The sequence below is a fragment of the Streptomyces sp. NPDC017993 genome, from assembly GCF_044328065.1.
GTDB lineage: Bacteria > Actinomycetota > Actinomycetes > Streptomycetales > Streptomycetaceae > Streptomyces.
Window position 1 is genome coordinate 143,507 of sequence record NZ_JBIRGO010000015.1, and the last position, 14,095, is coordinate 157,601.

General features: G+C 72.0%; 12 protein-coding genes and 1 tRNA gene. 6 read left to right on the forward strand and 7 right to left on the reverse strand.

What is annotated here, in order from left to right:
* Nucleotides 1–53 precede the first annotated feature (53 nt).
* A complete protein-coding gene (locus ACH4FH_RS26480) occupies nucleotides 54–884 on the reverse strand; it encodes an MBL fold metallo-hydrolase (protein ID WP_398558399.1) in 831 nt (276 codons plus the stop codon).
* 375 nt (nucleotides 885–1,259) lie between these two features.
* Between ACH4FH_RS26480 and ACH4FH_RS26485 the strand changes: the two genes are divergently transcribed.
* Both ACH4FH_RS26485 and ACH4FH_RS26490 read left to right on the forward strand, forming a co-directional pair.
* A complete protein-coding gene (locus ACH4FH_RS26485) occupies nucleotides 1,260–1,463 on the forward strand; it encodes a cold-shock protein (protein WP_037915390.1) in 204 nt (67 codons plus the stop codon).
* Nucleotides 1,464–1,818: 355 nt separating this feature from the next.
* Nucleotides 1,819–3,363, forward strand: coding sequence for a DEAD/DEAH box helicase (locus ACH4FH_RS26490; RefSeq protein ID WP_398558400.1), 1,545 nt, complete (start codon nucleotides 1,819–1,821; stop codon nucleotides 3,361–3,363).
* A 75-nt stretch (nucleotides 3,364–3,438) separates the two neighbouring features.
* Here ACH4FH_RS26490 and ACH4FH_RS26495 read toward each other — a convergent pair whose 3' ends face one another.
* On the reverse strand, nucleotides 3,439–5,100 hold the full coding sequence (locus tag ACH4FH_RS26495; protein ID WP_398558401.1) for an amidohydrolase: 1,662 nt from the start codon (nucleotides 5,098–5,100) through the stop codon (nucleotides 3,439–3,441).
* A gap of 51 nt (nucleotides 5,101–5,151) precedes the next feature.
* Nucleotides 5,152–6,675: a purine-cytosine permease family protein gene (locus tag ACH4FH_RS26500; RefSeq protein WP_398558402.1), complete on the reverse strand. Its 1,524-nt coding sequence runs from the start codon at nucleotides 6,673–6,675 to the stop codon at nucleotides 5,152–5,154.
* 129 nt (nucleotides 6,676–6,804) lie between these two features.
* Here ACH4FH_RS26500 and ACH4FH_RS26505 point away from each other — a divergent pair, with 129 nt between their 5' ends.
* Nucleotides 6,805–7,413 carry a TetR/AcrR family transcriptional regulator gene (locus ACH4FH_RS26505; protein ID WP_398558403.1) on the forward strand — a complete coding sequence of 203 codons (609 nt, stop codon included), beginning with the start codon at nucleotides 6,805–6,807 and terminating at the stop codon, nucleotides 7,411–7,413.
* A gap of 74 nt (nucleotides 7,414–7,487) precedes the next feature.
* Here ACH4FH_RS26505 and ACH4FH_RS26510 read toward each other — a convergent pair whose 3' ends face one another.
* Nucleotides 7,488–8,255 (reverse strand): hypothetical protein, encoded by a 768-nt coding sequence (locus ACH4FH_RS26510; RefSeq protein ID WP_398558404.1) that lies wholly within the window; start codon nucleotides 8,253–8,255, stop codon nucleotides 7,488–7,490.
* A gap of 787 nt (nucleotides 8,256–9,042) precedes the next feature.
* Between ACH4FH_RS26510 and ACH4FH_RS26515 the strand changes: the two genes are divergently transcribed.
* Nucleotides 9,043–10,347 carry an MFS transporter gene (locus tag ACH4FH_RS26515; protein WP_398558405.1) on the forward strand — a complete coding sequence of 435 codons (1,305 nt, stop codon included), beginning with the start codon at nucleotides 9,043–9,045 and terminating at the stop codon, nucleotides 10,345–10,347.
* 41 nt (nucleotides 10,348–10,388) lie between these two features.
* On the opposite strand, the gene ACH4FH_RS26520 is transcribed toward ACH4FH_RS26515, so the two are convergent.
* Nucleotides 10,389–10,568 (reverse strand): hypothetical protein, encoded by a 180-nt coding sequence (locus ACH4FH_RS26520; protein ID WP_398558406.1) that lies wholly within the window; start codon nucleotides 10,566–10,568, stop codon nucleotides 10,389–10,391.
* A gap of 519 nt (nucleotides 10,569–11,087) precedes the next feature.
* Between ACH4FH_RS26520 and mihF the strand changes: the two genes are divergently transcribed.
* Nucleotides 11,088–11,453 (forward strand): integration host factor, actinobacterial type, encoded by a 366-nt coding sequence (gene mihF / locus ACH4FH_RS26525; protein WP_398558407.1) that lies wholly within the window; start codon nucleotides 11,088–11,090, stop codon nucleotides 11,451–11,453.
* A gap of 145 nt (nucleotides 11,454–11,598) precedes the next feature.
* On the opposite strand, the gene ACH4FH_RS26530 is transcribed toward mihF, so the two are convergent.
* Both ACH4FH_RS26530 and ACH4FH_RS26535 read right to left on the reverse strand, forming a co-directional pair.
* Entirely contained in the window at nucleotides 11,599–12,036 is a 438-nt protein-coding gene (locus ACH4FH_RS26530; RefSeq protein WP_398558408.1) for a hypothetical protein, read from the reverse strand.
* A 347-nt stretch (nucleotides 12,037–12,383) separates the two neighbouring features.
* Nucleotides 12,384–13,631 carry a cytochrome P450 gene (locus ACH4FH_RS26535; protein WP_398558409.1) on the reverse strand — a complete coding sequence of 416 codons (1,248 nt, stop codon included), beginning with the start codon at nucleotides 13,629–13,631 and terminating at the stop codon, nucleotides 12,384–12,386.
* Between the two features lie 382 nt (nucleotides 13,632–14,013).
* Between ACH4FH_RS26535 and ACH4FH_RS26540 the strand changes: the two genes are divergently transcribed.
* Nucleotides 14,014–14,086, forward strand: a tRNA-Trp gene (locus ACH4FH_RS26540).
* The last annotated feature ends 9 nt before the right edge of the window (nucleotides 14,087–14,095 follow it).

The window sequence follows — 14,095 nt, forward strand, 5'->3', positions numbered from 1 at the left end:
CGGGCCGGGCCGTCTTCGATGCCCGACCCGCGTCGTCCCGGTGGACTCGCGGGCTACGTCACGGTGGGTTGGACGCTCGGTGCGGCCGTGGGCTCGAAGCCGGCCAGCATCTCCTCCAGGCCGCGCTGGTCCGGGCCGACGAACGGGTCGGCCCCCGGTGCGGCGGCGAGCATGTCGAGGAACTCCTGCCCGCGCCCCGTGGAGGGCGGCAGGTGGGTGCTCAGGATGCGTACGGGCTTCATCGCGCGCAGCGGTCCGGCCGAGCTGAGGAACGCCACGGGGTCGATCAGGTGCACCCAGGGACTGTCGACCGTCGCCCACAGGAGCTGACCGGCCCGGAGGTCGTCCGCCGGGACGACCGCCACATCGTCACAGGTGGCGAGGTCGGCGGTGGGCATGGGCGCCCCGAAGCAGTCGGAGCTGAAGCAGGTGTGGGAGGCGGTGTCGAAGAACCCCACGGTCGCCGGGTTGTCGAACAGCGGCGGCCGGAAACCGACCAGCGTCCGGTCACCCACGTCGAGGCTCTGCCCGGGATTGAGAAGGTAGACCCGGTCCATCGGCAGCGGGCGCTCGGTCGACATGATCCCCGCGCCCAGGAAGGTGGTCACCACCCTCGCCTCGGGGGCGGCGGCGAGAAGCTCGAAGAGAGCCCCGGTGTGGTCCCGGTCCGGATGCGTCAGCCAGATCCACCGCACGTCGCTGACGTCGACCGTGGAACCGAGCGCGTCCATGAAGCCCCGGTCGGGCAGGCTGAGCCCGGTATCGACGACCACGGGCTCAGCGGCGTGCAGCACGAACGCGTTCACCGTCAGGAAGCCGATGCCGGGTATGGGCAGGCAGTCATTGAGGACGGTGATGTCCCGTCCCAGCCGGTGGATGAACATACGAGGCCTCCTCGCCCCCGACGGCGTCAACGTCCGGTGTTCGCTCCGCGCCACTCCCCGCCTTCGAGTCTTCTCCCGGCCACCCGGAGTATCAAGGACCTACCGGTACACACCTGCGGTCGCTCCCGGCACCCCTCCGTGGGCCTGTCCGTGACGCCCGCCACCTGCCCCCTTCCCCCGTCCGGCCCCCACGTCGACAAGATCCGTGCTACGTTCATATCAGTTGCAGTTTTGGTACCCATGACTTTGTGTGCGCCTGACGGGCAGTGACCCGCGGGCGCATTTTTTGTTGCCGGTCATCTCCGGATGGGCTCATCAGCGACTCAGGACCCGCACCTGGTGGGCCCTGGCACTCCCTATCGAAAGAGATTTCACATGGCGACTGGCACCGTGAAGTGGTTCAACGCGGAAAAGGGCTTCGGCTTCATCGAGCAGGACGGTGGCGGCGCTGACGTCTTCGCCCACTACTCGAACATCGCCACGCAGGGCTTCCGCGAGCTTCAGGAAGGCCAGAAGGTCAGCTTCGACGTCACCCAGGGCCAGAAGGGCCCCCAGGCGGAGAACATCGTCCCGGCCTGACCCGGACGGTAATACCCCGGGTCCCGCACCTCACCGGTGCGGGGCCCTCCCGTCGGACCGACGGCCCGGCGGGGCTTCCCTTGGGACGCCCCGTACGACGGCCTCGCAGCACCCGGCAGCGGACAATGACGTTCCGCTCACCGACCGGCAGCGCAGCACTGTGGCTGCCCGGTCTCCGGTCCGGCTCTTCGACCGCCGCATTCCCGGCGGGCGCCGACCGCTTTTCGAGGCTCCGGACGCGACGACTGCGTCGTCCGCTCCGGTCTCCACTTTTCCGGCTCGTTCTTGCGATTCTCCGTGCGGCTCCAGTCCGCCGGGTCTCCCTCGATACGCGCCGCATCGAGGAAGGTTCCGCATGAACCGCACCACCCGTTCCAATGACCGCTCCGCCCGCGCCGGCGGCTCCGGCAGCCGCACCGGTGGCTCCGGCGGCTCCCGTTCCGGTGGCTACGCCGGCCGCTCCGGCGGCAGCGGCTCCGGCGGCTCCGGCTCCGGCGGCCGCTTCCGCTCGCAGGGCCCGCGCCGTCCCAAGTCGGCAGCACCGCAGGGCGAGTTCGCGCTGCCCGTCACCGTCACCCCGCCGCTGCCCGCCGTCGAGACGTTCGCCGAGCTGGACATGCCGGCGCCCCTGCTGTCGACCCTGGCCCGGCTCGGCGTGACCGCGCCGTTCCCGATCCAGGCGGCGACGCTGCCCAACTCCCTCGCCGGCCGCGACGTGCTGGGCCGCGGCCGCACCGGATCGGGCAAGACCCTCGCCTTCGGACTGGCCCTGCTGGCCCGCACCGCCGGTCAGCGCGCCGAGCCGCGTCAGCCGCTCGCGCTGGTCCTGGTGCCCACCCGCGAGCTGGCCCAGCAGGTCACCGACGCCCTCACCCCCTACGCCCAGGCCCTCCACCTGCGGATGGCCACGGTCGTGGGCGGCATGTCCATCGGCCGTCAGGCCAGTGCGCTGCGCGGCGGCGTCGAGGTCGTTGTGGCCACGCCGGGCCGGCTCAAGGACCTCATCGAGCGCCGTGACTGCCGCCTGGACCAGGTGAAGATCACCGTGCTGGACGAGGCCGACCAGATGGCCGACATGGGCTTCATGCCGCAGGTCACCGAGCTGCTCAACCAGGTCCGGGAGGACGGGCAGCGGATGCTGTTCTCGGCCACCCTCGACCGCAACGTCGACAAGCTCGTCCGGCGCTTCCTCAACGACCCCGTCGTGCACTCCGTCGACCCTTCGGCCGGTGCGGTCACGACGATGGAGCACCACGTCCTGCACGTGCACGGCGCGGACAAGCACGCCACCACGGTCGAGATCGCGGCCCGTGACGGCCGGGTGATCATGTTCCTGGACACCAAGCACGCCGTGGACCGCCTCACCAAGGACCTGCTCGCCAGCGGTGTCCGGGCCTCCGCGCTGCACGGCGGCAAGTCCCAGCCGCAGCGCAACCGCACCCTGACGCAGTTCAAGTCCGGGCATGTGACGGTGCTGGTGGCCACCAACGTCGCCGCCCGCGGCATCCACGTCGACAACCTCGACCTCGTCGTCAACGTCGACCCGCCCACCGACCACAAGGACTACCTGCACCGCGGCGGCCGCACCGCCCGCGCCGGCGAGTCCGGCAGCGTCGTCACCCTCGTCCTGCCCAACCAGCGCCGCGAGATGACCCGCCTGATGACGACCGCCGGCATCACCCCGCAGACCACCCAGGTCCGCGCCGGTGACGCCGAACTCAGCCGCATCACCGGCGCCCAGGCACCCTCCGGCATCCCCGTCACCATCACCGCACCGGTCACCGAGCGCCCCAAGCGCAGCGCCTCCTCCTCGCGCGGCCGGCGCAGCCGCCCCGCCCAGGCCCGCCGCGCCGGCGGCGGGGACCGTTCGGCGCCGCGCAGGAACGCCGCCACTTCCTGAGACCCCGGCCTTGAGCAGCCCCCGGGAGCCGTGCGTCGCACGGCTGCCGGGGGCTGCTGCGTGTGCGAGGGCCGATCAGGCTTCGTGTACGGTCTCGCCGCCCACGACGGCCCGTTCGACGACGGTGCCCGGTATCTCCTCGGGTGCCACACGCAGGATGTCGCGGGAGAGCACCACGAAGTCGGCGACCTTGCCGACCGTGAGTGAACCGCGCTGCTTCTCCAGGAAGTTGGCGTGGGCGGAGCCCATCGTGTACGCGTGCACGGCGGTCTCGACGTCCACCGTCTCGCCCGGCTGCCAGGCTTCACCCCCGCCGAGGGAGCGCCGGGTGACGGCTGTGTAGATGCCCACCATGGGGTCCATCTCGGCCACGTTCCAGTCGCTGGAGAAGGCGAGCACCGCCCCGGCCTCGTGCAGGCTGCGCATCGGCCAGGCCTTGTGCCAGCGGTCGGGGCCGACGTTCTCCGCCCAGTCCTGTCCGGGTCCGGCGATCTCCGGGGCGCAGTGCCGGGGCTGCATACAGGCCACCACACCCAGCTCGGCGAAGCGTGGGGTGTCGCGGGGGTCGAGGCACTCCACGTGCACCACCTGGTGGCGTGCGTCGCGCGGGCCGTTGCGCGTGCGGGCCTGCTCGACGGCGTCGAGGACGGTACGGATACCGCGGTCGCCGGTGGCGTGCACGAAGCACTGGAAGCCGCGGGCGTCGAGCGCGGTGAGCAGCTCACCGAAGTCCGCCGCGGGGTAGAACGTGTCCCCGCGGTGATGGCGGCAGCCCGCGTAGGGCTCCAGCAGGGCGGCGGTGCGCGGTTCCACGACGTCGTCGATGTAGAGCTTGAGCGGGCCGACCCGCAGCCGGTCGTCGTCGTAGCGCCGCGCGGCCGCCGCGAAGTCGTCGAGATCGGCGTCGGTGGTGCCGCGCGGGTGGAAGAGCGCCGCGACGATCCGGGACCTGAGCCGGCCCTCGGCGCGGGCGCGGTCGAAGAGTGCGAGGTCGTCGAGGGAGTTCTGCGGTTCGACGACGGTGGTGATCCCGAAGCGGATGGCGTCGTCGAGGCTTTTGGCGAGGCGTCCGTACTGGCGGTCGGTGGAGGCCCACGGCACGCCGAGCGCCCGCAGGGCGCGGTGGCCGTCCCGGGAGAGGCCCTTGACCGCGAAGTCCTTGACGAAGCCGGTGGGTTCGCCGGTCGCCGGGTCGGTCTCGGCCTCGCCGAACGGCAGGCTCGTGCGGTCCCGGTCGACGCCCAGGCGGCGCAGGGCGGCGGTGTTGAGCCAGGCGGTGTGCACGTCGTAGCTCAGGACGAAGGCGGGGGTGTCGCCGGTGGCCGGGTCGAGGTCCGCGGCGGTGGGCATCCGGCCGCCGGGGATCGCCGAGTAGTCGAATGCCTCGCCCTCGATCCACTCGGCGCCCGGGTGGGCGGCGTGCCAGGTGCGCAGGCGCTGGTGGATCACGTCGAGGCTGCGGGCGCCCGCGAGTTGGACGCAGGCGTCGTCGGAACCGAGCCGGACGTGGTTGTGGGCGTCGATGAAGCCGGGCAGCACCAGTCGGCCGCCCGCGTCGATCACCTTCGTGTCCGGTCCGATCCAACGTGCCGCACCGTCGTCGGAGCCGAGCCAGACGAGGCGGCCGTCGCGTACGGCGAGCGCCTGCGCCTCGGGGAGGGCGGGGTCGACGGTGTGGATCCGGGCGCTGGTGAGGACAAGGTCTGCGGGGCCGGCGGGTGGTGCGGTGCGGGACATGCGGCGTGAACTCCTGGGCTGGTACGGGGAAAGGGGGGTGTGGACGGCGGGTCAGGCCGGTTCCTTCGGTGAGGTGGCGACGGGGGTGCATGCCCGGCGGGCGAGAACCACGTGGACGAGGCCGGCGACGACCGCGCCGAGCAGGGTGAGGTCGGCGCCACCCAGCGGTGCGACCAGCGGGCCGGTCCACAGCTCGGAGTCGCAGGTCAGGGCGGCGAACACCATGCCGGAGAGCAGCGCGGTCAGCCCCGCGGGGTGGAAGCCGGCGCGGTACCAGTACCGCCCCTCGCGCCCGAGATGCAGGGCGCGGGTGTCGTAACGGCAGCGGCGCAGCAGCATGTCGGCGAGGAAGACGCCGCCCCAGGGAGCGAAGACGATGATCAGCAGGGAGAGGAAGGACAGCAGCGACGCGGTGAAATCGGCGAGGAAGAGGGCGCCGAGCGAGCCGAGGGCGGTGACGACGGCGCTGATCACGATGGCTTTGGCGCGGGTCCAGGGGATACCGAGGACCTGGAGGTTCAGGCTGGAGGAGTAGAGCGTGATGATCGAGTTGGTGACCGACCCGCCCAGGACCAGGGCCAGGAAGACCGGCTGGAACCAGCCCGGCAGCAGTTGCTCGGTGCCGGCGACAGCGTCGGTCATGTCGGTTCGGGTCGCGGCGGCCACCCCGATGACGCCGAGCGCCACGGAGGAGACGAACCCGCCCAGCGCGCCGCTCCAGGTGATGGCGCGCAGCGAGGTGGTCCGCGGCAGGTAGCGGGTGTAGTCGGCGGGCATCGGCAGATACGAGAACGGGCCGGCCAGCATCACGACGAACGCCAGGCTCCAGCCTGCCGCCCCCGGGCCGGCCGCGGGCGCGGCGGTCTCCGCGCCGGGGACGACGAAGACCAGCAGCGCGGCGAAGCCGACGGCGAGGACGTACGCCATCCAGCGCTCGGCGAACTGGACGGTCGCATGGCCCCACATCGCCACCGCGAAGGTGAGGGCGAGGGTGATCAGCAGCGCGAGGGCACGGATGAGGTCGCCGCCGCGCAGGCCCAGGTCCGCGAAGAACGCTTCCAGGGCGAGGGTGCCGACGACCGTGTTGACGATGGTGTAGCCGATGCTGACCACCCAATTGAGCAGGCCGGCCGGCCAGTTGCCGCGCACGCCGAAGGCGGCGCGGGAGATCACCAGGGTCGCGGTTCCGGTGCGGATGCCGCTCAGACCCGCGGCGCTGATGGCGAAGAACGCCAGGCCGCCGATGACGACGACCGCGGTCGCCTGCCAGAAGGACAGGCCGAAGGCGACGGCGAGGGCACCGTTGATCACGTAGGTGAAGGTGAGGTTGGAGCCGAACCAGAGCCAGAACAGGTCCTTGGCACTGCCGTGCCGCTCGTCGTCGGGGATCGGGTCGATGCCGTGCCGCTCGACCCGGAATACCTCGTCGGCGGCCGGGGCCGGGGGCTCGGTCGCGGCGGTGGGGGCCGGCGGGCCCGTGTGGCCGGGGTCCCCACCAATGCCGGTGCCGGTGCCGCCGAATCTGCCGGATTCCGGCTGCTGCTGTGCCATCCGCGTCCCGCCCTTCTCCGCCATACCTTGAATGCCGTTCTAACTTTTAGAACGACATTCAAGATGTGCGACGCCTCCCCCACCCGTCAAGACCCCTGCGCGAATCCACGGATAGGGTCGGGACCACGCAAGGTGAGAGCGGAGGCGGAACGGGTGGCAGGGGCGGTACGACGACGCGACGGGCACCTCACCCAGGAGCGGATCCTGGAGGGGGCCATGGCGGCCATCGCGGAGAAGGGCCTGGCGCCGCTCACCATGTCCGCGCTCGCCGAGCGGCTGGGCACCAGCGGCGGCCACATCCTGTACTACTTCGGCAGCAAGGACCTGCTCTTGCTGGAGGCCCTGCGCTGGAGCGAGGCCGCACTCACCGGCGAGCGACAGGCCCTGCTCGCCCGCCGGCTCGCCGCGGAGCGCAAACTCGACCTGTTCCTGCGGCTCTACCTTCCGCGCGGCCCCCGCGACGCGCGCTGGATGCTCTGGATCGAGCTGTGGGCCCGTACGCCGTCGAACGAGTCGCTGCACCAGGCCCAGGAGGAAATGGACCAGGGCTGGCAGGACGACCTGGAGACGCTGCTCGCGAAGGGCGTGGACCGGGGCCGGTTCGCGCCGATGGACGTCTCGGCGCGCGCGGGCGAACTCCTGGCACTGCTGGACGGTTTGAGCACCCGGGTAGTCCTGGGCCAGCGGGGCACGGATCGCCGGCAGGCGCTGACCGTGGCCCGCTCGGCGGCGGAACGGCTGATCGCCCGGACCGACGACTGACGCCCCGGCCCGCCCCGGCTCAGACGGTCACGCGTCACCCGGCCGTCCGGTCACGCGGCCACCCGGTCGCCCGGTCACTCGTACATCACGTACTCCGGCTGCGGCCGGAGCGCCAGGACCTCCTTGGGCGTCATCAGGCGACTGCCCTCGGCGTCCTCGTCGTAGAAGAGCTTGAAGCCGGTGTGCAGGCCGTCGGGCAGGTCGCTGACGAGCTGGCGCCAGGTGCCGCGCTTCAGCCCCGGCGAGCCGAGGCCGTCCGCGCTCTTGATCAGCGCGACGCCGGGCTGCGGGCGCAGCGCGGATTCCTCGCGCACCACGGACCTGGCGACCTGATGGAAGACGAGGGGCTTCTGCGGCAGGTCGTGCGCGTCGACCAGGTCGGACAGGTAGCGGGCGACCTCCGTCAGCTCCTGGCCGCTGGTGTGGCCGTAGGTGTCGCCCGGCACCTCACCCGGACCCATCTCCCATTCCGGGTCGAGCGCGACACCCACGTCGGGGTGGACCAGCCACTCCCGCAACGCCTTGACCTCGTCGAGCATCGCCGCGCGGCCCGGCTGGATGTTCAGCAGCAGCAGACCACGGTGCTCCCGGGCCAGTTCGTGGAAGCGGCGAACGGTCGCGGCGGGCGTCCGTGAGCGGTAGGTGTCGTCCGGGCCCGCCGCGGCATTCGCCACCACCGCGAGGAGTTCGAAGACGGGCAGCGGCTCACGCCCCGCGGCGTAGGAGCCTGCCACCTTCTCGATCTCGGTGGCCCGCTTGCCGGGGTCGCCGGTACCGAGTCGGCCGAGCGCCGCGGCGCCGGGCAGGCCGCAGAACCCCACGAGGCGGTACCGGGGAAACAATTCCCGTCCTCCACGCGGAAGTTCAGGGCGTCGCTTCGTCGGCCGCGCCGAGGGGCTGGTGGTCGCCGACGGAGCATGACTGCGCCCTTCGGGCGGCGACGCGCCAGGGGCGGGGTCGGCACGCGCGGACGGCCTGGCGCATCCGGCGAACAGCCCGAGGCCCGCCGCAGCCGTGACCGCGAGCACACTGCGACGTCGCGCCCCCGCCGGCACGGCCTTACGGCCGCCGCTCCCGTCGGCTATCCCGGACAGTCCTCGCACCTCGTCAGCCACGTCGCCTCCGTCCGTTGCCTTCCCTGCGCTTCCCAACCCCCGTCCACTGCGCATCTCCCGGTCACCCGGACCAAAACCCGTGCGGCGCGGATACCGCCGCGATCAAGCCAGCCATGCGTGACCTCGGCGAGGAGCTGATGGCGCCTCGGAGCGCGCATTCCACCAGTGGCGAGGTCGAGGACGCGAGGTGCGGTCAGCCGCCGCCCCGACTGTCGCCGCCGTGGGCATGCCGTTGGACGACGTTGGCGCCCGTGGCGGTGCTGCCGTCCGCAACCCATCGGCCCCGTAGCGGCGGTCTTGAACGGCTACTGCTCGCCGTCGAGCCACGCCGCGGCCCGGTCGATCAGCTTCTGCTCGGACACACCGGCCGCCGGCTTGTCGTCCCCGGTGTGGCACGACCCGCGTCCACGATCTCGCTGGGCATCGCCGTGACGTACTGCTGCGTCCGCACCCCCGAGCCCCGGAGCCCCCGAACCCCCCGTAACCGTCGGTCACCGTGAGTAGTTGACGTGGCATGCACGACGTACGCACCGTAAGGGCGCCCTCCATGCTGCGGCTCGCGACCGCCTCACTCGCCGGGACGGCCATCGAGTTCTACGACTTCTTCGTCTACGGGACCGCTGCGGCGCTGGTCCTGGGGCCGCTGTTCTTCCCCACGTTCTCATCGGCCGCCGGGACGCTGGCCGCCTTCGGAACCTTCGGCGTGGGCTTCGTCGCCCGGCCACTGGGCGCGGTGCTGTTCGGACACATCGGCGACCGGCACGGCAGACGCCCGGTACTCATCGCGTCGTTGCTCCTCACCGGTGCCTCCACGGTCGCGGTCGGCTGCGTGCCGACATACGACACGATCGGGGTGACCGCTCCCGTGCTGCTGCTCGTCCTGCGGTTTCTGCAGGGGCTCGGGCTCGGCGGGGAGTGGGGCGGGGCCGTGCTGCTGACCGCGGAGCACGCGCCCGCCGAACGGCGCGCGCTGTGGACGAGCGTTCCCCAGGTCGGGCCGTCACTGGGCTTCCTGCTCGCCAACGGCGTGATGCTGGCGCTGTCGGTGACGCTGTCCGACGCGCAGTTCGCGTCCTGGGGGTGGCGCGTGCCCTTCTGGGCCGCAGGGCTGCTGGCGCTGGCGGGGCTGTGGCTGCGGTCGTCGCTTGCCGAGAGCCCGCGGTTCCTCGAAATCGGCGACCGCGCACGAGTGCCGCTTGCCGAAGTCGTGCGCGACCACTGGCGGCTCGTCCTGCTCACCGCCGGCGCGCTCGCGGCGGGATACGCGATCTTCTACGCCGTGACCACCTGGTCCCTCGCCTACGGGACGGAGCGACTGGGCGTGAGCCGTACGGTCATGCTGACCTGCATCATGGCCGCGGTGGTGGTGAAGGGCTCACTCACGCCGCTGGTGGCGCTGCTGGCCGACCGCATCGGCCGGCGGCCCCTGTGCCTGGCGGGATGCGCGGGCTCCGCCCTGTGGATGTTCCCGATGGTCGCGCTGCTCGCCACGGGGGCTCCGCTATTGATGTTCGTCGGCCTTCTGGGGGCGATGCTGGCGTTCATCACGATGTTCGCCGTGATCGCCGCGTATCTGGCGGAGCTGTACGAGCCGCGCGTGCGCTGCACGGGGGCCGCGGTCGGCTACAACCTCGGCGGGGTTCTGGGTGGCGCGCTGACGCCGATCGTGGCGACGGCGCTAGCCGAGCAGGGCGGCCCGGTGCCCTGGGGCGTGGCCGCGTATCTGACGGGGATCGCCCTGCTCAGTCTGGGCTGCTTCGCGCTGCTGCCGGAGACACGCCCGGTGCGTGTGATGGCGGCGGAGCCCGCAGCGGGGTGACCGATCAGGCGTGTTCCCGTCACGCGCCCGTCGGAGACGCCCTAGGACGCGACCGCCGCGAGGACGATGAGAATCAGGAGGATCACCAGGGTCTCCCAGCGCATCGCCCTGCGCAGCAGGCTCAGTTGGTCCGTGCCGGAGGACCCGCCATGCCGCAGGGGGCCGCCGGAAGACGCCCCGCTGTCGCTGTCGCCACTGCCGTTGTCACCACTGTCGCTCACGCCGTGATCCCACCTCTTCGCCGTCGTTGTGTGTTCCCCACCCAACACCCCTCCCCGCTGGGCGCCCCACCAGCCCCCGGGCATGCCCGAATGATGCTCAGCGATGACCGATTCCTGACCGAACTGGGCGCCGAACAACCCCCATCCACGCGGTCGTGAGGTTCCGGCAGGCCCGTGACCGGCCCGGACACGGTGTCGCGCCCATGGGAGCGGCTTCCCCGGCCCGCCCGTGCCCCGGGTTCGGATGACCGAAGTCGCTCCGGTCGATCTTCGCCTACGCCTCGCTGTGCCATTCTCGTGCCCGGCCGTCCCAACTCCCCCGCTGGTACGGCCTGGTGCGCCCTGCTCTCCGCCCCGTGGCCAATGGCGGGGCGCGCCGCCGGTCGGTGCAGTCCCCCGGCCGGCCGGGCGCGGCAGCTCGGGCAGCGCTGCTCCGAGACGGACCGAAGTGCGGACCCAGGCGGCGAGACCCCGCCCGGCGCGGGGCAGGTGCCGGACCGAGATGAAGGAACCCCACACATGGCCGCTCCTCCTCCCCCGTTGACCCCCGCGCAACGTGCCAGGTCCTTGCAGCGGGCAGCCGAGGTCCGCCGCGAGCGCAGCGAGATGCTGGCCGACCTGGCAGCCGGCCGCATCACACTGCGGGACGTCCTGGAGCGCAAGGACGAGATGGTCGGCAGGACGCTGGTGCGGCGGCTGCTGGAATGCCGGCCCGGCGTCGGCAAGGTCCGGGCCGCGCGGTACCTCGAAGAGCTCGGCATCTCCGGGACCCGTCGTGTGAAGGGGCTGGGGTCCCGCCAGCGCGCCCGGCTGCTGGAGCTGTTCCCGCTCACCACCCCGACCGCGTCGCACCACGTGCCCGGAGGCACGCGGCGCGTGCGATGACCCCCCGAGCCGTGGGCGCGCCCGTCCGTTACGCACCTCACGGCTCACCGCGCTTCCGCCCGCTGCACCGACATCGGGGAGGGAGGCCTTCCGGCCTCCCTCCCCGATCTCTCCGGTGGTACCCGGATGCGGCGCAGGTCGTGACCTACCGGGCTCGCGCCTCTCTGCTCCCGGTGCACAGGGCCCAGATGATGAAGGCGTTCACGGCGATGAGCGCCACGGCCCAGAACGGGTAGTACGGAGCCCACAGGAAGTTCGCGATCATTCCGAGCCCCGCGAGGGTGACACCGACGACACGGGCCCAGAACGCCCCGGTGAAGAGTGCGATGCCGGCCAGTGCGATCACGATGCCGAGAATGAGGTGCACCCAGCCCCAGCCGGTCACATTGAACGCGAACGTGTAGTCGTTCGTCGCGACGAAGACATTGTCCTTGGCGATGGCCGAGACTCCCTCGAGGATCGCCATGGCTCCGCCGAAGATCATCAGGGTGCCGGCGAAGGCGGTCCAGCCGGATATCGCGGTACTCGAGGAACGGCGGGCAGCACCTGAGTGCCCGTGCCCGGTTCCGACATGAGTGACCATGTCTAGCTCCTTCGATGCGGATGCCACGTCACTGACCTGCGGGCTCTCGTCAGCAACCTTGCACTCACTGTGACACCACGGCGCACCGCCGTCCTTGGGTCGTTCGGCCCTGGGAACGGTCCGGATGGCACCTGGGACGGGGCACGGCGCGGCGTCCCGGTGGGCCCGGCAGACGCCGGAAGAAGCGCGGGCGCGCCGACGTTTCCGCTGGTGAGCGCGCCGACCGGGCCCGTCGTACCGCATCCTTGCCCGAGCGGCGGCAGCTCCCTGGTGCACCCCGGGGCAGGGGTGCGCACGTCGCCGTGCAGCGCCCCCGCCCGCGGGTACGTCCCTGGGGCCGCAGGGCGTCAGCCCTGGCCGGCGGCCCCCGGCGCGGCCTCGGCGGGTGTGAGCCGCAGCGCCAGGTCCTGGGGCCCGCGGGTGAAGACCCCGGCCTCCGCGGGCGCGGTGCCGCCGGCGAAATCGATGGTGGGGAACGCGTCGAGCAGCTGGTTGATGCCGACCTCCACCTCGGTCTTGGCGAGGAGCGCGCCGACGCAGAAGTGCCGGCCGAGGGCGAAGGCCAGGTGGTCGGCGGCGGCAGAGAAGGCGTTGGCCGCGGTGAGGTCGGTGCGGAAGATGTCGAACGCGTCGGCCCTGGCGTAGCGCCGCTCGTCGCGGTTGGCGGCGCCGATGAGGCAGGTGACGGTGGAGCCGGCCGGGACGGTCCCACCGCTGACGGTGACGTCCTCGGCGGGCTGCCGCATGATCATCTGGACCGGTGGGCTGAACCGCAGGGTCTCGGCGAAGGCCACCGGTACCAGGGCGCGGTCGGCGCGCACCGCCGCGAACTGGTCGGGATGGCTCAGCAGGTTGCGGAAAGTGCCCGCGATGGCCTTGTCCGTGGTCTCGCCACCGGCGGCGAGCAGCAGGCTGACGAACGAGGTGATGTCCTGGTCGCTCATGCGGGTGCCGTCGATCTCGGCGGTGCACAGCACGGACAGCAGGTCGCCCCCGGGTGCGGCGCGCCGCTCGCGCAGGACCGGGCGCAAATAGGCGGCCAGCTCCTCGCCGGCGCGCCGGCCGGCGGCAGCGACGACGGGATCCTGGGCGAGGTTGGACAGGAACGCGACGACCGCCACGTACCAGCCGTGGAAGCGGTCGTGGTCGGCCCGGTCCAGGCCGAGCATGTCGACGATGACGTTGACCGGGAAGCGGGTGGCGAACTGCGCGACGAGGTCCGCCTCCTCGGAGTCCCGGAAGCCGTCGATCAGCTCGCGGGCGTTGCGCTCGATCACCGGCAGGAACCGCTCCTGCAGCTCCCGGCCACGGAAGGCCGGCGCCACCAGGGCGCGGCGAACGGAGTGTTCGCGCCCGCTCATCTGCGGGAGGGTGCGGCCGCCGTGCGCCGGTTCCAGCTGCCAGGCGTAGTTGTCGGTGGTGAACACCGGTTCGCGGAAGGCGCGTTGGACGTCCTCGTAGCGGGAGAGCAGATAGCTGTCGGTGCCCTTGTCGTGCAAGAGCGGGTAGTGCTCCCGCAGTACGCGGTACGCCGGGTAGGGGTCCGCCGCGAATTCCGCGGAGAGGATGTCTGGCGGCTGCGGAAGAGTGGTCACGGCATGTCCTCGTCTTCCCTGCGCGGGGCCCCGGCCCCCCTCTGGATCCGTTCCGGGAGCTGCTTCGGGGTCCGTCGGGAGTTGTTCGTGAGCGGGCGTGTGATCGCGTGGGTGACGGGATCGGCAACGGCGTCGGGAGTTGGCCGGCTTCGGTCAACGGCGCTGGTGGAGCGGCCCGTTGACGGCTGACGGCTGAACGGCCGGCACGTGCCGGCTTCGATGCACCTCGAAGTTAGGGCATGCGCAGGGGCTGGTCCAGAGCGCCTACCGCCCGCCGGCCCCGCCGACCGGCGCCCCCCTGCCAGGGCGTGCGCGGCCACCTCCCCGGGCCGGAAACCTGGTGGAACTCGCGGCCGCCGTCATGCCAAGCTGACGCCACCGAAGGGGTGTAGCTCAGAGGCCAGAGCGCCGGTCTCCAACACCGGATGCCGCAGGTTCGACTCCTGCCTCCCCTGCCGTCGCCG